23 protein-coding genes are annotated in these 22,561 nt (G+C 65.0%); 9 read left to right on the top strand and 14 right to left on the bottom strand.

Annotated features, from left to right (window positions below; genetic code table 11):
- Window positions 1-197 precede the first annotated feature (197 nt).
- Window positions 198-653: an RrF2 family transcriptional regulator gene (locus D9M09_RS14130; RefSeq protein ID WP_070218567.1), complete on the top strand. Its 456-nt coding sequence runs from the start codon at window positions 198-200 to the stop codon at window positions 651-653.
- A gap of 92 nt (window positions 654-745) precedes the next feature.
- On the opposite strand, the gene D9M09_RS14135 is transcribed toward D9M09_RS14130, so the two are convergent.
- From D9M09_RS14135 to D9M09_RS14155, 5 genes are all read right to left on the bottom strand, one after another.
- Window positions 746-1,396, bottom strand: a complete 651-nt coding sequence (locus D9M09_RS14135) for a hypothetical protein (protein WP_141749892.1) — start codon at window positions 1,394-1,396, stop codon at window positions 746-748.
- 216 nt (window positions 1,397-1,612) lie between these two features.
- The gene (locus D9M09_RS14140; RefSeq protein ID WP_070218469.1) at window positions 1,613-3,295 is read right to left on the bottom strand and encodes a cation acetate symporter; all 1,683 of its coding nucleotides are present in this window, start codon (window positions 3,293-3,295) and stop codon (window positions 1,613-1,615) included.
- Window positions 3,292-3,600 carry a DUF485 domain-containing protein gene (locus D9M09_RS14145; protein WP_070310641.1) on the bottom strand — a complete coding sequence of 103 codons (309 nt, stop codon included), beginning with the start codon at window positions 3,598-3,600 and terminating at the stop codon, window positions 3,292-3,294. The genes D9M09_RS14140 and D9M09_RS14145 overlap by 4 nt, the downstream gene beginning before the upstream one ends.
- 128 nt (window positions 3,601-3,728) lie before the next feature.
- Window positions 3,729-4,910 carry an NO-inducible flavohemoprotein gene (gene hmpA / locus D9M09_RS14150; protein ID WP_121669632.1) on the bottom strand — a complete coding sequence of 394 codons (1,182 nt, stop codon included), beginning with the start codon at window positions 4,908-4,910 and terminating at the stop codon, window positions 3,729-3,731.
- A gap of 34 nt (window positions 4,911-4,944) precedes the next feature.
- Window positions 4,945-5,358: a hemerythrin domain-containing protein gene (locus D9M09_RS14155; RefSeq protein WP_121669633.1), complete on the bottom strand. Its 414-nt coding sequence runs from the start codon at window positions 5,356-5,358 to the stop codon at window positions 4,945-4,947.
- Between the two features lie 238 nt (window positions 5,359-5,596).
- Between D9M09_RS14155 and D9M09_RS14160 the strand changes: the two genes are divergently transcribed.
- The 7 genes from D9M09_RS14160 to D9M09_RS14190 all read left to right on the top strand — a co-directional run bounded on the left by D9M09_RS14160 (window position 5,597) and on the right by D9M09_RS14190 (window position 12,941).
- The gene (locus D9M09_RS14160; RefSeq protein ID WP_070291455.1) at window positions 5,597-6,475 is read left to right on the top strand and encodes an STAS domain-containing protein; all 879 of its coding nucleotides are present in this window, start codon (window positions 5,597-5,599) and stop codon (window positions 6,473-6,475) included.
- A 7-nt stretch (window positions 6,476-6,482) separates the two neighbouring features.
- Complete coding sequence (locus D9M09_RS14165; protein WP_034785745.1) at window positions 6,483-6,845, top strand: STAS domain-containing protein; 363 nt, start codon at window positions 6,483-6,485, stop codon at window positions 6,843-6,845.
- Between the two features lie 10 nt (window positions 6,846-6,855).
- Complete coding sequence (locus D9M09_RS14170; protein WP_070291456.1) at window positions 6,856-7,293, top strand: ATP-binding protein; 438 nt, start codon at window positions 6,856-6,858, stop codon at window positions 7,291-7,293.
- On the top strand, window positions 7,290-8,375 hold the full coding sequence (locus D9M09_RS14175; protein ID WP_240453641.1) for an ATP-binding SpoIIE family protein phosphatase: 1,086 nt from the start codon (window positions 7,290-7,292) through the stop codon (window positions 8,373-8,375). The genes D9M09_RS14170 and D9M09_RS14175 overlap by 4 nt, the downstream gene beginning before the upstream one ends.
- A complete protein-coding gene (locus tag D9M09_RS14180; protein ID WP_083293461.1) occupies window positions 8,372-10,195 on the top strand; it encodes an ATP-binding protein in 1,824 nt (607 codons plus the stop codon). The genes D9M09_RS14175 and D9M09_RS14180 overlap by 4 nt, the downstream gene beginning before the upstream one ends.
- Complete coding sequence (locus D9M09_RS14185; RefSeq protein ID WP_121671089.1) at window positions 10,182-11,699, top strand: ATP-binding response regulator; 1,518 nt, start codon at window positions 10,182-10,184, stop codon at window positions 11,697-11,699. The genes D9M09_RS14180 and D9M09_RS14185 overlap by 14 nt, the downstream gene beginning before the upstream one ends.
- 120 nt (window positions 11,700-11,819) lie before the next feature.
- Window positions 11,820-12,941: a metallophosphoesterase gene (locus D9M09_RS14190; protein ID WP_121669635.1), complete on the top strand. Its 1,122-nt coding sequence runs from the start codon at window positions 11,820-11,822 to the stop codon at window positions 12,939-12,941.
- Between the two features lie 3 nt (window positions 12,942-12,944).
- On the opposite strand, the gene D9M09_RS14195 is transcribed toward D9M09_RS14190, so the two are convergent.
- Both D9M09_RS14195 and D9M09_RS14200 read right to left on the bottom strand, forming a co-directional pair.
- Window positions 12,945-13,697, bottom strand: a complete 753-nt coding sequence (locus D9M09_RS14195) for a DUF4303 domain-containing protein (protein ID WP_162995681.1) — start codon at window positions 13,695-13,697, stop codon at window positions 12,945-12,947.
- Window positions 13,698-13,713: 16 nt separating this feature from the next.
- Window positions 13,714-14,637 (bottom strand): LysR family transcriptional regulator, encoded by a 924-nt coding sequence (locus tag D9M09_RS14200; protein ID WP_121669637.1) that lies wholly within the window; start codon window positions 14,635-14,637, stop codon window positions 13,714-13,716.
- Between the two features lie 123 nt (window positions 14,638-14,760).
- Here D9M09_RS14200 and D9M09_RS14205 point away from each other — a divergent pair, with 123 nt between their 5' ends.
- Window positions 14,761-15,522, top strand: a complete 762-nt coding sequence (locus tag D9M09_RS14205; protein ID WP_121669638.1) for an SDR family oxidoreductase — start codon at window positions 14,761-14,763, stop codon at window positions 15,520-15,522.
- On the opposite strand, the gene D9M09_RS14210 is transcribed toward D9M09_RS14205, so the two are convergent.
- The 7 genes from D9M09_RS14210 to hpaR form a co-directional block, all read right to left on the bottom strand.
- Window positions 15,450-16,418, bottom strand: a complete 969-nt coding sequence (locus tag D9M09_RS14210; protein ID WP_121669639.1) for an NAD(P)/FAD-dependent oxidoreductase — start codon at window positions 16,416-16,418, stop codon at window positions 15,450-15,452. The genes D9M09_RS14205 and D9M09_RS14210 overlap by 73 nt on opposite strands.
- The gene (locus D9M09_RS14215; protein WP_121669640.1) at window positions 16,405-16,857 is read right to left on the bottom strand and encodes an RrF2 family transcriptional regulator; all 453 of its coding nucleotides are present in this window, start codon (window positions 16,855-16,857) and stop codon (window positions 16,405-16,407) included. The genes D9M09_RS14210 and D9M09_RS14215 overlap by 14 nt, the downstream gene beginning before the upstream one ends.
- A 117-nt stretch (window positions 16,858-16,974) precedes the next feature.
- Entirely contained in the window at window positions 16,975-18,384 is a 1,410-nt protein-coding gene (locus tag D9M09_RS14220; RefSeq protein ID WP_121669641.1) for a cytochrome c, read from the bottom strand.
- Window positions 18,381-19,991 carry a GMC family oxidoreductase gene (locus D9M09_RS14225; protein WP_121669642.1) on the bottom strand — a complete coding sequence of 537 codons (1,611 nt, stop codon included), beginning with the start codon at window positions 19,989-19,991 and terminating at the stop codon, window positions 18,381-18,383. The genes D9M09_RS14220 and D9M09_RS14225 overlap by 4 nt, the downstream gene beginning before the upstream one ends.
- Window positions 19,992-20,000: 9 nt before the next feature.
- Entirely contained in the window at window positions 20,001-20,525 is a 525-nt protein-coding gene (locus tag D9M09_RS14230) for a sorbitol dehydrogenase family protein (protein WP_240453642.1), read from the bottom strand.
- A 28-nt stretch (window positions 20,526-20,553) separates the two neighbouring features.
- The gene (locus D9M09_RS14235) at window positions 20,554-21,720 is read right to left on the bottom strand and encodes a porin (RefSeq protein WP_240453643.1); all 1,167 of its coding nucleotides are present in this window, start codon (window positions 21,718-21,720) and stop codon (window positions 20,554-20,556) included.
- A gap of 300 nt (window positions 21,721-22,020) precedes the next feature.
- Window positions 22,021-22,476 carry a homoprotocatechuate degradation operon regulator HpaR gene (gene hpaR / locus D9M09_RS14240; protein WP_227741981.1) on the bottom strand — a complete coding sequence of 152 codons (456 nt, stop codon included), beginning with the start codon at window positions 22,474-22,476 and terminating at the stop codon, window positions 22,021-22,023.
- Window positions 22,477-22,561: the final 85 nt, after the last annotated feature.

The following is a 22,561-nucleotide window of genomic DNA, read 5'->3' on the forward strand; positions in this document are numbered from 1 at the left end:
CATGCTCAAAGGGCCGACAAGGGCCTGCAAGCTATTTACCAGGGCAACAATATGAAAATTTACTACGCATTTAAGCGAAAGGCAATCAACTTTTGTCTTTCGAGGATCAAAAGTGACGGCGCAACACACAGGGCCGGCGCTCTCCTGTATGCTGCGGATGAAACAAGGATGTAATCCACATCTTATGAACGATGCCCATGCGACTGACTGCCTACACTGACTACACCCTGCGCACCCTGATGTACCTGGGCGTGCACCGCGACCACCTTGTCACCATCCAGGACATCGCCGACCTGCATGCGATTTCCAAGAATCACCTGATGAAGGTGGTGCACCAGCTGGGCCTGTCGGGCATCGTGGAAACCGTGCGTGGGAGGAATGGCGGCCTGCGCCTGGCGCGCGACCCGGCCGAGATCAATATCGGCACCGTGGTACGCGAAACGGAAAATGACTTTTTTATGGCGGAATGTTTTAACAAGGAAAACAATACCTGCCCGCTGACGCCCGATTGCCTGCTGAAAGCCAAGCTGGGCCAGGCCACGGCCGCCTTCCTGGCCGTGCTCGACACGGTAACCCTGGCATCGATACTCGAAGCGACGCCGGGCGCGCCGGCGCTGGCGGCGGGCGTGATTCCCCTGCACGTGGCAAAGTAAGGCCATACCAATGTTGCGCAACTGCCGCGCCGGGAAGTAGCATGCGAAACGTGGGCTGAAGAAATGGCAGAAAACACTGCCCTGACTGCCGGCTAATTGATGCGGATATACCAATACACAGCGGCATTGCGAGGCCGGGTTTCCGGGCCACCCTTGTTTTCAACGGAAACCGCTGTCGATCCGTTCTCAGACGCTGCCACTACCCTGGCAGCGATCCCCCCATAAGCGGCAGCTTCGATCCTTTCGGCTATCCTGGGAAGAGCGGCAACATGATTATGCGCGGCAAAGGAATCCGGCTGCACGCTACCGGCCATGCGTTCGCCGTCTGGATCATTCCTTGCACCTTCATTTATTCCGCGCAAGAACAAACCACGCAGATCGGGGACCGTGCGCTTTCCGCTGGAAATTTTTTCGTACACCGAACGCGTCACATCCCGCCCATCCGCGAGAACCCACGTGTATTTTTCAGGAACATAGGTGGAATCAAGCCCTGCCTGACGGTAAAACTCGGCAGGCGGCAGCATCGAGCCGATGACCGCGCCTATCGGAATGAGATTATTACCGATAACTTTTTGCGCTGTTTCCGTAGCCACCCTTTGCGTTTGGATGTAACTGCTGCCTAATGATGAAGCCAAGCCGATCAATGCAATCATTATGGAAGGCAACCAGTGAGAAGAATGAGTCCCTGATGCATTCATGACATCCCCTTCCAGACGTACGTCCACACTTTGCGCCAAAGACATAGATAGCCGCTCATGGTCACAGCCTCTTACTTCGCGGGCACCGCTCACCGGAAGTACTCTCTTTATAGGTCAAACAGCCTCAATCCTTACTGACCTTTCTCAATTCATGAGCAAAGCGCCCGACTGCAAGATGCACAGAAATGAATTGCAGGCGCGCAAAACAATCACGCCCGGCGAACCGGGCGTGATTGTTTTCTTCAACAACACTTATTTACATCAATGCGCGCTGGCGCCTGCCGCGCCGATACCCGTTTCCGAGCGCATTTGCTGCGCTTCGTAGCCGGCGCGGTCGATGCGCGCGCGGGGGCTCTTGTCGAGCACCGAGAACAGCCAGATGCCGACGAAGCCGGCCGTCATCGAGAACAGCGCCGGCGAAGCGTACGGGAACAACGCTTCGCCATGACCGAGCACGTCGACCCACACGGACTTCGACACCACCGTCAGGGCGACGGCCGTGATCAAGCCCAGGAAACCGCCGATGGTGGCGCCCCGCGTGGTGCAGTCTTTCCACAGCACCGACATGAACAGCACGGGGAAGTTGGCCGAAGCGGCAATGGCGAAGGCCAGCGAGACCATGAAGGCGATGTTCTGCTTTTCAAAGGCGATGCCCAGCACCACGGCGATGATGCCCAGCACGATCGTCGTCACGCGCGACACTTTCAATTCGTTGGCGCCCGTGGCCTTGCCCTTCTTGATGACGGTGGCATACAGATCGTGCGACACGGCCGACGCTCCCGACAGGGTCAAGCCCGCCACCACGGCCAGGATGGTGGCGAACGCGACCGCCGACATGAAACCGAGGAAGACGTTGCCGCCCACGGCCTTGGCCAGGTGCACGGCCGCCATGTTGTTACCGCCCAGCAATTTGCCGGCCGCATCCTTGAACTCGGGATTGGTGCTGACCAGCACGATGGCGCCAAAGCCGATGATGAAGGTCAGAATGTAGAAATAGGCGATCCAGGTGGTGGCCCAGAACACGGATTTGCGCGCTTCCTTGGCGCTTGGCACCGTGAAGAAACGCATCAGGATGTGCGGCAGGCCGGCCGTGCCGAACATCAGCGCCATGCCGAACGAGATGGCCGAGATCGGGTCCTTGATAAAGGAACCAGGGCCCATGATGGCTTCCTTGGTGGCATGCACGTCCACGGACTTGGCGAACAGCGCTTCCGGGCTGAAGTTGAATTGCGCCAGCACGGCCACGGCCATGAAGGTGGCGCCGCCCAGCAGCATCACGGCCTTGATGATCTGCACCCAGGTGGTGGCCGTCATGCCGCCGAACAGCACGTAGATCATCATCAAGGTACCGACCAGGACGACGGCGATCCAGTATTCGAGGCCGAACAGCAGCTTGATCAGCTGGCCCGCGCCCACCATCTGCGCGATCAGGTAAAAGGCCACGACGACGAGGGTGCCGGAGGCCGAGAAAATGCGGATCGGCGCCTGCTTGAAGCGGTAGGCGGCCACGTCGGCAAAGGTGTAGCGGCCCAGGTTGCGCAGGCGCTCGGCCATCAGAAAGGTGATGACGGGCCAGCCGACGAGAAAGCCGATGGCGTAGATCAGGCCGTCATAGCCGTTCAAAAAGACGGCGGCGGAAATGCCGAGGAACGATGCAGCCGACATATAGTCGCCCGCGATGGCCAGGCCGTTCTGGAAGCCCGTGATGCCGCCGCCGGCCGTGTAGAAATCGGAAGCCGACTTGGTCTTCTTGGCCGCCCACTTTGTGACGAACAGGGTAAAGATGACGAAGACGGCGAACATGATGATGGCCGTCCAGTTGGTGGGCTGCTTGACTGCCTGGCCCAGGTCGGCGCCGGCTGCGAACGCGGCATTGCTGGCCCCCAGCAAGGCCAGCGCGCTCAGGCCGGCCACGCCGCGCAGCGCATGCTTGGCGGCGCTCATGCCTGCACCCGTGCCTGGATGGCGCTGGTCAGGTCGTCGAATTGCTTGTTGGCGCGGCGCACGTAGATGCCCGTGATCACCACGGTAAACACGATGACGAACAGGCCGATCGGCATGCCCCAGGTCATCACGCCCGTGCCCGTTTTAGCAGCAAGAAATTCCTTGTCGAACGCGATGAGCAGGATGTAGCCGTAGTACACCAGCATCATCAGGCCCGTCAGAGCCCAGCCGAAGCGCGAGCGCACCTTGACCAGCTGATGATAATTGGGGTCCGTCTTGAGTTTTTGTACCAGATCGTCATGCATGGTGTTGCCTCCGTTATGTAAAAAACTGCTCTTTTCTTTTCGAGCTTGCATTCACGATACGGCGCGAGGCTTACCCGCCCCTTACGGCGGCGGTTTTTTCTCGCAGGGGCAACACAAGGCAGGAGAAATCAGTTCAAGGCGGCTGCCGGTCCGAAGAATTCATGGTGCGTCTGCCGTTCCGGCACGCCCAGTTCGCGCAGGTATTGCTTGACGGCCCGCATGAACGGCTGCGGCCCCAGGAAGTAGGCGTCGACGTCGCGCGAGGCCGGCAGCCAGCTTTTCAACTGCTCTTTATTCAACAATCCGACGGCATCGGGCGCATCTTGCTCGCCGGCATGTTCCGCGTAGCAGTAATAGCGCCGCAGCTGCGGGTGCTGCGCGGCCAGTTCGTCGATCTGCGCGCCGAATGCATGCACGCCGTGGTGGCGCGCCGCGTGGATGAAATGCACGGGACGCGTGCCGCGCAGGGCCGCCGTCAGCATGGCCAAGGTCGGCGTGATGCCCACGCCGCCGCTGATCAGCACCAGCGGCTTGTCGCTCTCGGTCAGGACGAAGTCGCCCGAGGGCGGCGTCAGCTGCACCGTGTCGCCCGCCTGCACGTGGTCATGGAAGAAATTCGACACCTTGCCGCCCTCTTCGCGCTTGACGCTGATGCGGTAGGTCTGGCCATTGCTGGCGGCGGACAACGAGTACTGGCGGCGCATGGGCACGCCATCGACGTCGACCAGCACGCCGATGTATTGACCCGGCGCAAAGTCGAGCACGGGCTGGCCATTGGCGGGCGCCAGCAGGAAGGACGTAATCTCGCCGCTTTCCACCGTCTTGCTGCGCACGGTAAAGTCGCGCGCGCCGCTCCAGCCGCCCGGCGCGGCCGCTTGCGCCTTGTAGATGCGCCCTTCCTCGCCGGCCAGGATGTCGGCCAGCTGGCCGTAGGCCGCACCCCAGGCGTCGATGACGGCGTCGCTGGCCACCTCTTCGCCCAACACTTCACGGATCGCCTGCAGCAGGCTGGCGCCCACCAGCGGATAGTGCTCGGCGCGGATCTGCAGGGCCACGTGCTTGTTGACGATGGTGGCCACCAGGTCGCCCAGCGCGGCAAGCTGATCGATATGTTTGGCATACATCAGCACGCCATTGGCCAGCGCGCGCTGCTGGTCGCCGCTGTGCTGGTGCGCCTGGTTAAAGTACGGCAGCACTTCGGGATGGTCGCGGAACAGGTTCTTGTAGAAATGACGGGTCAGCGCTTCGCCGCCCTGCTCGAGGATGGGGACGGTGGCCGTGATGATGGCGCGTTGTTCTTGGGTCAGCATGTGGAATTCCTTTAGATAGATGAGCAGGCGGTTTTCAGGCCAGTGATTCGATGGCGGGATAAAGATCGTGGTCTTCGCGGCGCATGCGCTGGAACAGCGCATGCAGCACGGTATTGGCTTCGCTGCGGAAGGCGTCCGGTTCGGCTGCCAGGCGCACGGGCGTATTCCAGCGGCCGGCGAAATCGAGGTAGGCGCCGGCGATGCCGTGCATCTCGTGTTCGTACTGGCGCCCCAGCCGGGCCACCGTGGCCACGCCGGACGCCTGCGCGGCCGGATACAGGTAGCGCTGCTCGACGGCCAGGTGCAGCTTGATCAAGCCGCTCATGGCGACGATCTGTTCGGCGATGGCCTGCGCCTGCGCGGCAACGCCGCCGCGCGCCAGCCGGCGCAAGTCATCGATGGCGGCCAGGATGGCCAGGTGCTGCTGTTTGAATTTGTCGATATTCATGGCGTGATTCTCTTGTTGAGTGTTGCCAGTGTAGCGGAATCCCCATAAACATGCAAATCATATACATCTTTAATGACCCAGGCGAAGACGTCAATGTTTCCGGCAGGAATGTACATCGACATGCGCCACTATGTGCGGCACAGAACACAAGCCATGGCCATGTCTGCCTATAATTTATTCATCACAGCGCGTGCCCGTTTGCGGCCGTGCCGCACCCTCCACTCAGCGAAGGATCAGCATGAACATCAAGACGGGCATGGGCCAGGCGCAACAACTGGCCGGCATCATCAACGAACACCACACGGAACTGCTGGACGGCTGGATGGCCGGCCTGATCGCCCGCCTGGTGCGGCGCGACAAGATCGCCGAAAACGAGCTGCGCCAGCAGGCATCGCAATTCCTGCCGCTGCTGGCGGGCGCGCTGGATAGCGGCGACTCGTTCGACATCGAGGGCGGCGCCTGGGACGACACGCGCCAGCTGCTGGCCGAAATATCGCAGTCGCGCGTGCGCCAGGGCTATTCGCCGATCGACACGGCCAGCTTCATGTTCGCCCTCAAGGAACCGCTGTTCGCCTACCTGCGCAAGGCAATCACGGCGCAGCCGGAGCAGCTGGGCGACGCCATCGTCAGCACCAGCAAATTGTTCGACGAGCTGGGCCTGCTGACCATCGCCGTCTACCAGAAGGCGCGCGAACAGGTGATATTGCGCCAGCAGCAGGAATTGCTGGAGTTATCCACGCCCGTGGTGCAGCTGTGGCAAAACGTGCTGGCCCTGCCCCTGATCGGCACCCTCGACAGCGCCCGCACGCAGGTGGTGATGGAAAGCCTGCTGCAAAAGATCGTCGATACGGGCGCCCTGATCGCCATCATCGACATCACGGGCGTGCCCACCGTCGACACCCTGGTGGCGCAGCACCTGCTGAAGACCATCGCCGCCGCGCGCCTGATGGGCGCCGACTGCATCATCAGCGGCATCCGCCCGCAGATCGCGCAAACCATCGTGCACCTGGGCGTCAACCTGGAAGACGTGATGACCAAGGCCACCCTGGCCGACGCCTTCGTCGTGGCCCTGAAACGCACGGGTTCCAGCATCACCTACCAGCAGCAACAACACTGAGGCGCCTATGGAAAGAATCCCCATTTTACGCATGGGCCGGCTGTTGCTGGTGACGATACAGGTGGACATGCATGACCGCCTGGCGATGACCCTGCAGGACGACCTGACCACCCGCATCGTGACGGACCGCGCCACGGGCGTGCTGATCGACATTTCCGCGCTCGACATCGTCGACTCCTTTATCGGCCGCATGATCAGCAACACGGCGGCGATGGCGAAAATCCTCGACGCGCGCACCGTCGTCGTCGGCATGCAGCCGGCCGTCGCCATCACCCTGGTGGAACTGGGGCTGACCCTGGAAGGCGTGAGCACGGCGCTCAACGTGGAGCTGGGCATCAAGCTGCTGGAACGGGGCGGCGCATGCGCATGACGGGGGCGCCATGCTAGGCGCGCAGGCACAGGAGCGGGCGCAGCCGGGGGCGCAACAGATCCTGCCCCTGCATAACGACGAAGACGTCGTGCGCTTGCGCAAGCAGGTGCGCGACAGCATGGTCGCCATGGGTTTTGGCCTGATCGAACAGACCAAGATCATCACGGCGGCCAGCGAACTGGCGCGCAACACCCTGCGCTACGGCGGCGGCGGCGAGGCGCGCATCGCGCGCGTCAGCGATGGCGCGCGCCAGGGCCTGGAACTGCGCTTCGTCGACGCGGGACCGGGCATTGACGATATTCCCCTGGCGCTGACCGATGGCTATACCAGCGGCGGCGGGCTGGGACTGGGGCTGGGCGGCGCCAAGCGCCTGGCCGACGCATTTCACATCGACACGGCGCCCGGCGCGGGCACCACCGTCACCATCGCGAAATGGAAGCTGTTTTGAACCACCAGGAACCACAGCCTGACATTCTCAGGCAAAGAAGTTTTCCCATCGGCGAACCGAGCGAGATCGCCGCGGCCCGCCGCGCCGGCAACGAGCTGGCGCGCCGCATCGGCTTCGACGACGTGCGCACGGGCCAGCTGGCCATCATCATCAGCGAAGCGGCCACCAATATCGTCAAGCACGCGCAGCGCGGCGAGATCCTGCTGCGCAAGGTGCTGCGCGGCGGCACCAGCGGCATCGAAGTGCTGGCCATCGACAACGGCCCCGGCATGGCCAATGTGCGCCAGCACATGCAGGATGGCCATTCCACCACGGGCACCTACGGCGTGGGGCTGGGCGCGATACGCCGCCTGAGCCAGGAATTCGACCTGTACACGGGGCCCGGCAAGGGCACGGTGCTGATGATGGTGGTATGGGGACCCAACGCCAGCAGCGCCATTCCCGCCCATCCGAACTGGCGCATCGGCGCCGTGTGCCTGCCGCTGGCCTCGGAACAAGTGTGCGGCGACGCGTGGAACGTTGTGTGCGAAGGCCATGAACTGAGCCTGATGGTGGCCGATGGCCTGGGCCACGGCCCGCTGGCGGCGCGCGCGTCGGAACGCGCCAGCGCCCTGCTGGAACACGACACGCCCGGCTTGCCACCCCTGCCCGCCCCCTTCATCGAACTGGCCCACGGCGCGCTGCGCACCACGCGCGGCGCGGCCATGGCGGTGGCGCATATCGACAGCGCGCGCCGCGAATTGCGCTATGCGGGCGTGGGCAACATCGCCGCCTGCGCCTTCGACGCGCAGCAGCGCCGGCATCTGCTGTCGCATAACGGCATCGTCGGCAGCAATCTGCGCAAGGTGCAGGAATTCTGCTATCCGTGGCAGCTGGGCACGACCCTGATCATGCACTCGGACGGCTTGCACACGCGCTGGGACCTGGAACAGTATCCGGGCCTGGCGCAATGCCACCCCAGCCTGATCGCCGCCGTGCTGTACCGCGATTTTTCGCGCGGGCGCGACGACGTCACGGTGGTGGTGCTGCGCGAACATGAGGAACATCAGGCTGTAACGGCAGAAAGGACAGGTGGGGCATGACGCAACGCATATTGACAGCCCATATCGGCAGCGAACTCGATGTGGTGGGGGCGCGCCAGCGCGCGCGGCAGATCGCCGCCCTGTGCGGCTTCGGCGTGCAGGATCAGGTGCGCATCGCCACGGCCGTGTCGGAACTGGCGCGCAACGTCTACAACTACGCGGGCAGCGGCAAGGTGCATTTCGCCATCGATGGCCAGACGGCGCCGCAGGTGCTCAGCATCCGCATCGAGGACCAGGGTCCCGGCATCGCGCAGCTCGACCGGATACTGGCCGGCACCTACCGCTCGCCCACGGGCATGGGCCTGGGCATCCTGGGCGCGCAGCGCCTGATGGACCGCTGCCATATCCACAGCGCGCCCGGCGACGGCACGCAAATCACGCTGCACAAGCTGTTCCCGCGCGACGCGCCCCTGCTCGACGGGCAAAGCATCGGCGCGCTGTCCGGCAGCCTGCAGGCGCTGCCCTCGGATATCACGCTGTCCGAGGTGCAGCAGCAGAACCGCGAACTGCTGAGCACCCTGGCCGAACTGAAGACGCGCCAGGACGATTTGCTGCAGCTGACGCGCGAACTGGAAGACACCAACCGGGGCGTGGTGGCGCTGTTCGCGGAACTCGATGAAAAAGCCGACCACCTGCGCCGCGCCGACCAGATGAAGTCGCGCTTCCTGTCGAACATGAGCCATGAATTCCGCACGCCGCTCAGCTCCATCCGCGCCCTGTCCAAGCTGCTGCTCGACCGCATCGACGGCGAACTGTCGGAGGAACAGGAAAAGCAGGTGCTGTTCATCCTGCAAAGCGCCGTCAGCCTGAGCGACCTGGTAAACGACCTGCTGGACCTGGCCAAGATCGAGGCGGGCAAGGTCGACGTGCACGCCAACAGCTTCCAGGTGGCCGACCTGTTCAGCGCCCTGCGCGGCATGCTGCGCCCGCTGCTGGTGTCCGATACGCTCACGCTCACCTTCATCGACCCCGACCCGGCGCTGCAGATCCATACGGATGAAGGCAAGCTGTCGCAAATCCTGCGCAACTTTATCTCCAACGCCCTCAAGTTCACGGAGGCGGGTGCCATCGTCGTCAGCGCCACGCCCTTGCCGGAGCAGGACGCCATCCGCTTTTCCGTCTCCGACACGGGCCTGGGCATCGATGCCGAAGACGTGCAGCTGATCTTCGAGGAATTCAGCCAGGTGGAAAACCACATGCAGCGCAAGGTCAAGGGCACGGGCCTGGGCCTGCCCCTGTGCCGCAACCTGGCCACCCTGCTCAATGGCACGGTGTCGGTAGACAGCACGCCGGGCCACGGTTCGCTGTTTTCCGTGGTCCTGCCCACCAGCTACCATGCGCCCGAAGGCAGCCTGCCGCCGAGCGCGCCGGCCAACGACAACGGCAACGACCAGCGCATCGGCGTGCTGGTGGTGGAAGACAATCCGCCCGTGCGCCTGCTGTATGAAAAATTCTTGGCCGGCAGCGAATTTCGCGTCGTCCCCGCGCGCAGCGTGCGCGAGGCGCAGGAACGCTGGGAACAGCAGCGCCCCGCCGCCGTCATCCTCGACATCCTGCTGCACGGCGAAACGGCCTGGCACTGGCTGGCCGAGCTGAAAAACGACCCGCTGCGGCGCCAGGTGCCCGTCATCGTCGCCACCGAGATCGATGACGTGCGCAAGGGCCTGGCCCTGGGCGCCGACGCCTATTACGTCAAGCCGCTGTCGCGCCAGCAATTGCTGGCGACCCTGCGCGCGCTGATCGGCAACCAACACCACCGGCAAGAGCCGGTTCCGCCGCAAGGCACAACCACCTGGGACAATGCGCATGCTACCGGATAACAACAGCGATGCTCTGATCCTGAACGTCGATGACAGCGATGGCGCACGCTACGCCAAATCGCGCATCCTCAAACGCGCCGGCTTCAAGGTCATCGAAGCCTCGAACGGCGGCGACGCACTGCTGCGCGCCCGCCAGGACCGCCCTAACCTGATCCTGCTCGACGTCAAGCTGCCCGACATCAACGGCCTGGAAGTGTGCCGCCAACTGAAGGGCGGCGCCGAGACGAACACCATTCTGGTGCTGCAGACGTCGGCCTCGTGCATCGGCACGGCCGACAAGATCCGCGCCCTCGATGGCGGCGCCGACAATTACCTGGTCGAACCGATCGAGGCCGATGAACTGATCGCCAACGTCAAGGCGCTGCTGCGCCTGGGCCGGGTCGAGCGCGCGCTGCGCGACGTGGACCGCCGCAAGGATGAATTCCTGGCCACCCTGGCCCACGAATTGCGCAATCCGCTGGGCCCCATCCGCACGGCGCTGGCCCTGTTGTGCAAGCTCGACCCCGTCGTGCCGGCCGTGCAGGACAATGCGCGCCGCACCATCGGCCGCCATACGGACCACCTGGTGCGCCTGGTGGACGACCTGCTCGACGTGTCGCGCATTTCGCAGGGTAAGATCTCGCTGCAATGGGAAAGCGTGAGCCTGCTCAGCGTCATCCGCAGCGCGCTGGAAACGAGTTCGCACAGCATCGAGGCGCGCGGCCATGCGCTCGACGTGCATCTGCCCAAGGAAGAACTGTGGGTCTGCGGCGACGCCGTGCGCCTGTCGCAGATCGTCGCCAACTTGCTGCTGAACGCGGCCAAGTTCACGGCGCCGGGCGGGCGCATCGCCATTTCCGCCGCGCGCGAAGGCGACAACGTACGCATCCGCCTGAGCGACAACGGCATCGGCATCGCCGCCGCCAGCATCGACAGCATCTTCGGCCTGTTCGAGCAGAGCGGCCATTCACCCGACCGGGTGCAGGACGGCCTGGGCATCGGCCTGTCGCTGGTGCGCAACCTGGTGACCTTGCACGGCGGCCAGGTCAGCGTGCACAGCCCCGGCGTGGGACTGGGCAGCACCTTCGAGGTCATCCTGCCCCTCGACGCCAACGTGCCCGTGGCCGCCGCCGCGCCGGCGCGCGAGGCGGCCAGCGGCGGCAGCCAGCGCATCCTCGTGGTCGACGACAACAGCGATGCGGCCGACACCCTGGCCGAACTGCTGGAGATGTACGGCCACACGGTGCGCACGGCCTACACGGGCGCGCAAGCGACCGAGCGCACCCTGGAATTCAAGCCCGACATCGTCTTTCTCGACATCGGCCTGCCCGACATGAGCGGCTACGACGTGGCCGGCAAGCTGCGCCAGCTGCCGATACCGCAGCAATTCCAGCTCGTGGCGCTGACCGGCTATGGCCAGGAACACGACCGCCAGGCGGCACTGCAGGCCGGGTTCAACGAGCACTTCGCCAAGCCAGTCGATTTCGGCAAGCTGGCCATGCTGGGGCTGCATATCACGCCATGAGCGCAGCATGAGCGGGGGGGGGCGGCTGCCGGTTGCCGAGGCGTCGGCTATAATCGGCGGCCGGCGATGGCGCCGCATCGCATCCGCCGCGCCGGGCACCCCCACCATTGGAACGATCACATGAAAACCCGCACGCCGCTGCTGCGCATCACCATGATACTGGGCGCCCTGCACGCCCTGCTGGGCTGGCTGCTGCTGCCCGCGCTGCCCGTCGGCCTGGCCGGCTGGCTGCTGGGCGGCGTTGTATTGCTGGCCTCGACCATGCTGATGCCGATGACCATCTTCGCCCGCGCCGTCACCAACGATGCGCGCCTGGCCGACCGTTTGAGCTGGGCCGGCTCGCTGTGCATGGGCTTTTTTTCCTCGCTGTTCGTGCTCACCGTGCTGCGCGAACTGCTGATGCTGATCCCCGCCACCCGCCCGCATGCCCAGGCGTCCGCCGTGGCGGCGCTAGCCCTGGCGCTGCTGGCCACCGTCGTCGGTTTCATCAACGCCCGCCGTGTGGCGCGCGTGCGCGAAGTCTCGGTGCCGATTACCGGCTTGCCGGCCGCCCTGCAAGGTTTTAGCATCGTGCAGCTGAGCGACATCCACGTAGGCGCCACCATCAAGCGCGCCTATGTGGACGCCATCGTCGCGCGCGCCAACGGCCTGCAAGCGGACGTCATCGCCATCACGGGCGACGTGGTCGACGGCACGGTGGCGCAACTGGCCAGCCATACGGCGCCGCTGGGCGAGCTTCGGGCGCGCCACGGCGTCTTTCTCGTCACGGGCAACCACGAATACTATTCGGGCGCCGCGCCATGGGTGGCGGAATTTCGCCGCCTGGGCTTGCGCGTGCTGATGAACGAACACACGGTGCTCGAGCACGACGGCGCGCGCCTGGCGCTGGCCGGCGTCACCGATTTCAATGCCGGCGCCTTCGATCCGGATCAACGCAGCGACCCGCAGGGCGCCATCGCCGGCGCACCGGCCGATATCCCCCGCATCCTGCTGGCGCACCAGCCGCGCAGCGCGCCCGAGGCGGAAGCGGCCGGCTACGACCTGCAACTGTCGGGCCACACGCACGGGGGACAATTCTGGCCGTGGAATCTGTTCGTGCCGCTGCAGCAGCCGTACGTGGCGGGCCTGCACCGGCGCGGCCGCCTGTGGATTTATGTCAGCCGCGGCACGGGTTACTGGGGCCCGCCCAAGCGCATCGGCGCGCCGGCGGAGATCACGTTGTTGCGGCTGGTGGCGGCGTAGAACCTAGTCGGCCCAGCTGGCCATCCATGCCTCGAAACGCGCCACCACGGCCGGCGGATTCAAACGCGCCAGCGCGCCTTCCACCGGCTCGCTGTCGCTGACCTCGAACAGCAGCACGGCTTGATCGCGCAGCGCGCCCGTACCAAAACAGCCTTCGGCGTCGAGCTGCGCCAGCGCCGCGATGCAGGCGTCGAACACGCCCGCGCGGAAGGTGGCGAATGCGACGTCGAACGGCAGCGCGCGGTGCGCCTGCAGCAGCAAGCGGTAGGCGCTGTCGAAGTAGGCGCCGCCGCCGTCAAACGCCCATTCGGCCGGGTTCCACAGCATCTCTTCGCCGTATTCCGAGACGGCCAGCGCTTCGCGGCTGTTCGCCATGCAGCCTATCGTCATGGCGCTGTCGTCGCTGACCAGGGCGAAAGCGTCGATGTACTGGTCCGGATGCGCACGGCGCACGCAGTCGAAAGCCAGGCGCGCGGCCTGCGCCACCAGGGTTTGCAGCAGCGCGAAATCGAAGACGGCAGGATCGATGACGCTCGCGCGCGCCAAGCTGTAGCCGTCGGCCAGCGCCGCCTGGCAACGTGCTACGTAGGCGGCGTGCGCCTCGGCATCGCTGGCGTAGTGCGTGCGCGTCTCCGCGCCCCAGGTCATGGCCGCGCCGCTGGCCGTCCAGACGGTCGTACCGAATACGCGCGCTTCCTGGAAGCGGGCCGGCTGATCGCCGTCAAAGGTGTAAAACAGACTGTAGTTATCAGGCATGAGAATTTTTCTTTGTTTAATCGGGCCGCATCTGCGCGGCGAAATCGCGCTGGCGGAACTGCTCCAGCAAGAAATCGACGAAGACGCGCGTCTTTGCGGGCAGCAGCTTCTTGCTCGCATAGTACACGGACAGGGGGCCGGAATCGGCATGCCAGCCGGGCAGCAGGCGGATCAACGCGCCGCTGCGCAAATGGGCCAGCGCGTGCGGCATGGGCAGCAGCGCCACGCCGACACCCTGGATGGCCGCCTGCGCCATCGCTTCCGGATCGTCGAAGATGGCGCGCGGCCGGCATTCGGCCACGCCTTCGCCGCCAGAACCATCGCGCAATATCCAGCTGCGCAATCTGCCGCTGCCGGCCGAGCGGCGCGCCACGCCGTCGAATTGCGCCAGGTCCGAAGGATGGGCGGGCATGCGTTTCCCCCGCATGAAGGCGGGCGACGCCGTGGCGACGACGTGGGCGTGACCCAGTTCGCGCGCCACCACGCCGGGCGTCAGCTCGATGCCGCCGCCGATGGCGACATCGAAACCTTCGCCGATCAAATCCACTTGCCGGTTGTCGAAATGGCAGTCGGGAATGACGCCCGGGTAGCGCGCGATGAAGTCGCCCAGCAAGGGAACCACATAGCTGCGCCCGAACGACGGCGCCATGCTGATTTTCAGGATGCCGGCCGGCTGGCCGCCCTCTTCGGCCACGCCGGCGATCGCCTCGCGCAAGGTGGACAAGGCGCCGCCAATCTGCTGCAGGAAACGCTCGCCCCCTTCCGTCAGGGTCAGGCGGCGCGTGCTGCGCTGGAACAGGCGCAGTCCCAGGCTCGCTTCCAGCCGCGCCACGTTCTTGCTGACGGCCGCCGGCGTCAGCCCCAAACGGCGCGCGGCCGCCGAAAAGCTGCCCAGCTCGGCGGACAGCACAAACGATTGCAAGTGATTGAGGGCATCCATGCGCCTATTCTACCCGCTCATTTGATCGTTTTAGTTGAAAGTGATTGTAGCGATTCATGGCTAGCGCGGCAGGAATGAAACCTAGATACTGAATTCCTCGACTCCTCACACAGAAAGCCCGTCATGCAAACCCAAAGCAACCATACCCATTCACTGCTGAACAAGATCGCCTTTGTGACGGGCGGCTCGCGCGGCATCGGCGCGGCCATCGTGCGCCGCCTGGCCAGCCAGGGAGCCAATGTCGTCTTCACGTATCAAAGCTCGGCCGCCGAAGCGCAGGCGCTGGCGGCCAAGGTGGAAGCGGCCGGCGGCAAGGCGCTGGGCGTGCAGGCCGATGCGGCCGACGCCGCAGCCCTGACGGCCGCCATCGACCAGGTGGCGGCGCAATTTGGCCGTGTCGATATCCTCGTCAACAACGCGGGCGTATTCCTGCCCGGCGCCATCGATGATTTTTCGCTGGCGGACTTCGACAAGACGATTGCCGTCAACGTGCGCGCCGTGTTCGTGGCCATCAAGGCGGCCGTGGCGCACATGCAGACGGGCGGGCGCATCATCAATATCGGCAGCACGAATGCGCACCGCATGCCGTTCGGCGGCGCGGCCGCCTACGCCATGAGCAAATCGGCGCTGAGCGGCCTGACACAAGGCCTGTCGCGCGACCTGGGACCGCGCGGCATCACCATCAACAACGTGGAACCAGGCCCCGTCGCCACCGACATGAACCCGCCCACGGGCGACTTCGCCGACCTGATGCACGGCCTGATGGCCCTGCCCCGCCACGGCACGGCCGATGAAATCGCCGGCATGGTGGCTTACCTGGCCAGCGACGAAGCGGCGTTCGTCACGGGCGCCGGGCTGAAGATCGACGGGGGTTTTGCCGCCTGATCCAGCCCGAACATCAGCGAACGGTGTGCCGCCACGCCCGCCATGGCGCCGTCGGCCACCGCGAACGCCACGCTGCCGGCCATGCGGCCCGCGTCACCGCAGCAAAAGACGCCGGGCACGCTGCTGGCCTTTTGCTCGTCGGTGCGCACGAACGGACCCATGGCGCCCTCTTCCAGCGCGCAGCCCAGCGTCACAGCCAGGGCACTGGCCAGGCGGGTGCGGGTGGCCACGAACAGGCCGGCCATCGCATGGCGGCTGCCGTCGGCCATGACCACGTCGGCCACGCCGTCGATCCGCGCCACAGGCGTGCGCACCACCGTCACGCCGCGCGCCTCGAGTTGCGCCAGCTGCGCCGCATCGGGTTCGAACGCGCCATTCAGGAAAAAAGTGACCGTGCCCCAGTCGGGCAGCATCAGCGCATGGTGCATCGACAGTGGCCCCGTGGCCAGCACGCCGATGGCGCCATGCTCCAGTTCATAACCGTGGCAATAGGGGCAGTGAAAGACGCTGGCGCCCCAGCGCTCGGACAAGCCATCGACGGGCGGCAGTTCATCGATCACGCCGGTGGCCAGCACCAGGCGGCGGCCGTGAACGACATTGCCGTCCGCCAGGGTCACGTCGAAGCCATCGCCATCGCGGCTGGCTGCCGCCTGCACGGCCGTGCCGTCCAGCCAGGACACGGTGGCATACGCCAGCAGCTGCGCCTTGCCCTCGGCGGCGATGGCGGCCGTCCCGCTGCCGTCCTGGGTCAGGAAGCCGTGGGAATGGCTGGCGTAGCGGTTGCGGCGCTGGCCGCCGTCGATCACCAGCACGCGGCGGCGGGCGCGCGCCAGTTGCGTGGCGGCGGACAGGCCGGCGTAGCTGCCGCCGACGATGATGGCGTCAAAGATGTGCATGGGGTGCTCCTCGGTGGATGGCATATTCTTGGCTGAAACGTTCGGCCAGGTCGGCCAGGGTGACGGCGCCGAAGCGCCGGATCAGCAGCGCCTCGGCTTCATCGAAGGCGCCGGCCAGCGACTGGTTGACCACCTGCTCCACCAGGCAGCCCGGCTGGTCGACGCGGTTGCCCATGGCGAAGATGGTGGGCGAACCGACGGCCACGTAGATGTCTTGCAGGGTCACCCTGTGCAGGTCGCAGACGATGCGCCAGCCGCCGCCATGCCCCTTGCCCGAGGCCACGTAGCCGCGCTCGCGCAAGCCGGCCATCACACGCCGCACCAGCACGGGGTTGGTGTCCAGGCAGCCGGCGAGTTCCTCGGACGTCATCGGGCGTCCCGCGTGGGCCATGTGCAGCAGCACATGGAGGATCGATGATAGTTTGCTGTCGCGTCTCATGTAACTCATGATAGTACATAAGTTCCGCATATGCAAACGAGTTGCAAAAAATCTGCGCAAGAAAAAGGGGTCAGACCCTGTCGGGTCTGACCCCAGCCTTTGCTTCAGGGGGATTTTTTAAGCTGCTGATGTTTCCTTGCGCCGCCGTCCCCGCCACCACAGCAGCAAGGCCAGCAGCACCAGCACGGCGACGATGATGGCGGCGCGGGCCAGGCCGATCAGGTTCGAGGCAGGACCGCCATTGCGCAGGGTCGTCACCTGTTCCGCCGTCACCTTCACGTCAGGATTGCCGTACATCTTTTGCACGTAATTGCCGAGGGTGACGATCTGCTCGTCCGACAGGGTCTGGCGGAAGGCTGGCATCAGGTGTCCCGCAATATGATTACCCTTGCCATCCTGCCGCTCCACCCCATCGAGGATCGCCATCACCAGGTTGTTGCTGTTGCTGCGGCCCGTTACCGAGTTGTGGAACAAGGGCGGCAAGCTGCCGTCGAAACTGCCCTCGCCCTTCGCATGGTGGCAGCTGGCGCACTGCGCATCGTACAGCTGCGCACCCGACATCCTGTTCAGGTTTTGCGGCAGCGCCACGCCGCGGATCGCATTGAGCTCATCGCCCGCCTGGCCCCATTGCGTCACCGGTTTCGTATCCGCCTTGTCGCGGATGGCGGGTACGCTCTTGATGTAGTGCGCGATGGCGCTCAGGTCCGCGTCGCTCAGGTGCTTCAGGCTATGGTCGATGGCTTCGGCCATCGGTCCGGCAGCCTGCCCCCGGTGCGCGGCGCGGCCCGTGCGCAGGTAGTCGACCAGGTCTTGCTGGCTCCAGCTGCCGATGCCGCTGTTGGCGTCCGAGGTGATGTTCGGCGCAAACCAGGTGCCCAGATCAAAGCCCCCCAGCTCCTTCGACAGCTGCTCGGCCATCAGCGCGTTGCGCGGCGTGTGGCAGGTGCTGCAGTGGGCCAGCCCTTGCGCCAGGTAGGCGCCGCGGTTCCACTCCATGCTCTTGGCTGGATCGGCCACGAACGGCTTCTTGTCGAGGAAGAGCCAATTCCAGCCCGCCAGCGACAGGCGGATGTTGAACGGGAACGGCAAGTCCGTCTGTGTTGCCGGCGCCGTGTCCACCGCCGCCACGCCATGCATGAAGTAGGCGTACAGGGCGGCCGTGTCGTCATCCGTCACCCTGGCGTAGGCCGTGTAGGGCATGGCCGGGTACAGGTGCGCGCCGTCGGCCCGCACGCCATGGCGCACGGCGTCGGAAAACTGCTTGAGCGTGTAGTTGCCGATGCCGTGCGTTGTCGACGGCGTGATGTTGGTGGCGACAATGGCCCCCAACGGCGTGGCCAGGGACAGGCCGCCCGCCATCGGCTTGCCGCCCGGGACGCTGTGGCAGGCGATGCAGTCGCCCGCCGTCGCCAGGTAGCGGCCGCGCTCGATGGCCTGCACGTCGGCGCCAGGGGCGTTCGCCGCCAGCACGGGCAAGGCCAGTGCCAGCAAGGCGGCGCCGGCCGCCATTCTGAAGGTCGCCATCATGCTGTTCCTCCCTGTTGTTCGTCGAGGATATGCTTGACGGTGCGCAGTGCCACGGCCAGGCCGTTTTCCGTCGAATTGCAGGTGCCCGACGTGGGCAGCACGCCGGTGCTGCACAGGAACAGGTTGGCGTGATCAAACGTGCGGCCCCACTGGTCGCACACGGCCTTGGCCGGATCGGAACCCATCGACAGGGTGCCGCAGATGTGCTGGTTGTTGGCGAACACGCCTTCCTTGCTGTGGCGCAGATTGGTGCCGCCCATCAGTTTGGCGATCTGCTCGAAATCCTGCTTCGAGCGCTCGTGGCCCCGTTTTGTGTACTCGTCGATCGCAAAATGCGCCTGCGGCTTGGGGATCCCCATGGCATCCTTTTCGCTGCTGAGGGCAATGCGGTTTTCCGGGTTCGGCAGCACTTCCAGCACGTTTTTCAGGCTCATTTCGCGCGCCGAGCGGAAACGCAGCTGCTGTTCGAATTCCGCGCCAAACACGCCCTTGCCGATCAACTCCCTGGTCGCGCCATCCACGCGCGAGATGTTCGTGAAGTCCAGACGGTACGGCGAATGCTGGCTGCGGAAGTCGCCGTCGCGCATGGTGTTGATGGAATTGGGACTTTGCGGGCCCCGGCCCAGCCACAGGTCTTCATCGGCGTCGAAGGTGATCGAGGTGCTCGGGTGGTCCATCAGGTTGCGGCCCACCATGTCGCTGCTGTTCGCCAGGCCGTTCGGGTACTTGTCCGTGGCGGAAACGAGCAGCAAGCGGGGGCTTTCGATGCCGTTGGCCGCCAGAATGAAGGTCCTGGCCGTGACCCGGTGACTTTTTTTATCCACGTCGTAGTACAAGGCCGCCGTGATGCGGCCCTGCGCGTCGTGTTCCAGCTTGTAGACGTTGGCGTTGCAGACGATCTTCACGCCCGCGTCTTCCGCCTGCTGCGCGGCGATGCCGCCGTGGTATTGCGCGTCGATGGGGCAGATCGGCTGGCAGCTGTTGTTGCCGCAGCAGGCCGGGCGGCCATCGTAGCTGACGCTGTTGCGCGCCACCGTGTTGCCGACCACCTTGAACGACGGGTCGAGGCGTTCGCGGATGCGGCGCATGGCGTACGGCTCCGTCACGGGATCCATCGGGAATGGCTGCTTGCGCGGCGAACCCGTATTCTCGGCACCCGAGACGCCCATGATCTCTTCCGCTTCCTGGTAGAACGGCTCCAGGTCTTCGTAGCTGATGGGCCAGTCGACGCCCACGCCATACAAGGTATGGATGCGGAAATCGTTCGGCACGTTGCGCCACGCCTGCGCGGCCCAGTGCCACGAGGTGCCGCCGAACTGGCGGATGTACTCTGCCGGGTACGGGTACGGGCCCGCCTGCACCAGGTAGCCGTTATCCTTCGGCTGGTAGATCGGGTGCGGCGCCGTGGCCACCGACGGATACGGCGACATCCAGTCGCTGCGGCGCGTCGTGTTGCGGAAACGGGCGACGATTTCGCCGCGCGACACGCGCGGGCCCGCTTCCAGGATCAGCACCGAGGCGCCGGCCAGCGCCAGCTTGCGCGCGGCCAGCGAGCCGATGATGCCGGAGCCGATGACGAGGTAATCGGCGGAGAGTTCTTCAGCCATGATGGCTCCTTAAATTGGTTTTCTGGCCCAGCTGCCGTAGGCGCCGTAGGAATACGTGGGGGGCTTGAGCACGTCGGCCACGACGGCCGCGTTCAGCGCCTGCTCGTAGGCGACGCAGACGGCCGCCTCGCCCGTGCCGACGATGCCCAGGTACCAGGCGCTGGCGATCTGGCGCGGCAGGGCCGCCAGCGGCGACAGTGCCGGGTCGAGCGCATCGAGCGCTTCCTGCAGGCCGGCCGCCTGCAAGCCCTGCGCATTGATCAGGGCCAGCAAGGCACGCACATTCGCGGGGAAGGCAGCGTCCTGCGCCACCAACGCGTCATACAGGCGCCGGGCCAGCACGGGATCGAGCACCTGGCGCCCGACCAGCATGGCCGACACGCCCAGGAAGGCGCCCTGCTCCGCACTGGCGACCGGTTCGGCCAGCGCCCAGGGAATCAGCGCCGCGGCCGAAGCCGACAGCAAGCCGGCCAGCACCATGCGGCGGCCGGGATTCAGGGGGCCGCGGCCCTCCTTGTTATGTGTAGCGTCCAATTGAAGCTCCCGTGAGTTCAGCAACCGTTCAGAAAGAATGCTTGAGACCGACCATCACCACCGTCTGGCCGCCGTTCGACGACGGCGTGCCGTTTTGCGAATCGCCGACCGAGGCGACGGCGTCGACGATGGCGCCGTTCTGGCCCAGGGTCTGGCCGCGCGCCAGCTGGCGCGCTTCGATCAGGTAGATCGCCGTGCGCTTGGACAGCGCATAATTCTGTTCGAACGACAGCTGGCGGTAGCGCGCGCGGTCCGACACGCCGTTGGCGCGGCTGGCGAAGGTGTCGCTGTAGCCAGCGCTCAGGAACCACTGCGGCGTCCACTGGTAGCTGGCGATCAGGCCGGCCGTGTTGAAGATGGCCGTGTCGCGGAAGGTGGAATGGCTGCCCGCCTGGTATTGCACGTTGCTGGCGTTGGCGCCCACCATCCACTTGCCCATCGTGTAGCGGGCGCTGGCGGCGATGAATTCGATGCTGTCGGCCGAGGCGTAGCCCTGGTTGATGGCGGAGATGCCGAAGCTGGCCGAGGCCTTGTCGCTCCAGCCGGTGCCGTTCTCGCCATTTTTCAGTTTCAGGTAGCCGAGCGCGAATTCGGCCGGCGAGGTGCTGTACTTGACGGCGGCGCTGAAGCTGCTGCCCGCGGCATTGCCGTCGGCCGCTTCGCCAAAGCCGTATTGCGCGCTCGCTTGCAGGCCGCGCCAGGCGGGCATGCTGTAGGTGACGGAATTGCTGATGCGCACGGTCGTATCGAGGCCGTCGATATCGCCCGGGTGGGCGCCGGTGGCGCCCGTCAAGACGTTGCTCGATGCCAGGGAACCCACGAGCAGATAGTACGGCGTGTACTGGCGCCCGGCCGTCAGGCTGCCGTAGGCGTGCGATTGCAGGCCCACGTAAGCCTGGCGGTTGAACAGGGCGCTGGCCGAACTTTGCGCGCCCGTATCGCTTTCAAAGCCGTTTTCCAGCAGGAACAGCGCCTTCAGGTCGCCGCCCAGGTCTTCCACGCCCTGGAAACCGATCTTGCTGGCGGACAAGTTACCGCTGCGCATGTAGGTGTTCGAATTGCCGCCCTGGTTGCTCGCGTACGCGGTGGCCGCGTCGACCACGCCATAGATGGTGACATTGCTTTGGGCGCAAACGTTTGCGCCGATGAGTGTGGAGACGGCCAGCGCCGCAGCGCGCATGCATGTATGGTTCATTTTTCCCTGACTTTCCTGTTTTATCTGGCGAAATACGGGCGTGGCGCCGCGTTGCCGCCCCATCAACAATGAGGCATCCGCTGTTCTTCTTGATTTAGATCAAGTGCGCCAAATTATACGCTTATTTACTCACATGTAAGTGATTGACTGTAAGGCGTAGTCTTATAGCAAAACTGACAGAGGTGCGGGCACAAGCCCGGCAGGCTGCGGCAATGCACGGAACAGGCATGGGAAAAGCAGCGGCGGCGCGTGTCGAAAAACACGCGCCCGATGATGCTCAGGCAAGGAGAAGTTCGGGGCTCAGCGCAGGATGGCGGGCGCCACCGGCAGGGTTTCGAGGGCAATGAAGGCTTCCAGCGCGCGGCGCATGTCTTCGAATACCTGCTTGCCGTACGCTTCTTCCAGGTGGGCGTATTGCAGGTCGATCAGTTTACCCATCTGCAGCAGCAGGCTGGCGCCCGCTTCCGACAGGTGCACCTTGCGGCGGCGCTGGTCGCCTTCGAACTTGCTGCGCCCGATCAGGCCGATCTCTTCCATGCGCGCCAGGATGCCGCTCATGCTGGGACTGGAAATCTGGCAGATTTCGCACAGCTCGCGCGGTTCCAGGGTGGGGCTTTCGTTCAGCGCGCGCATGATGCGCCACTGCTGCTCCGTCACGCCGAAGTGATTGAGGATGGGGCGGAAATGCTGGAGCAGGCTGTCGCGCGCCTTCAGCAGCAGTTGCGGCATGTTCGGATAACGGATCGGTAGCTGCAAGCGGAACTCCTTGGGTGACCGGCAAATGAGCGTCATTATACGGCCGGCCCAGGGCAAACGGCGGACTGACAACGATGTATTTTTC

Source organism: Janthinobacterium agaricidamnosum (assembly GCF_003667705.1).
Taxonomy (GTDB): domain Bacteria; phylum Pseudomonadota; class Gammaproteobacteria; order Burkholderiales; family Burkholderiaceae_D; genus Janthinobacterium.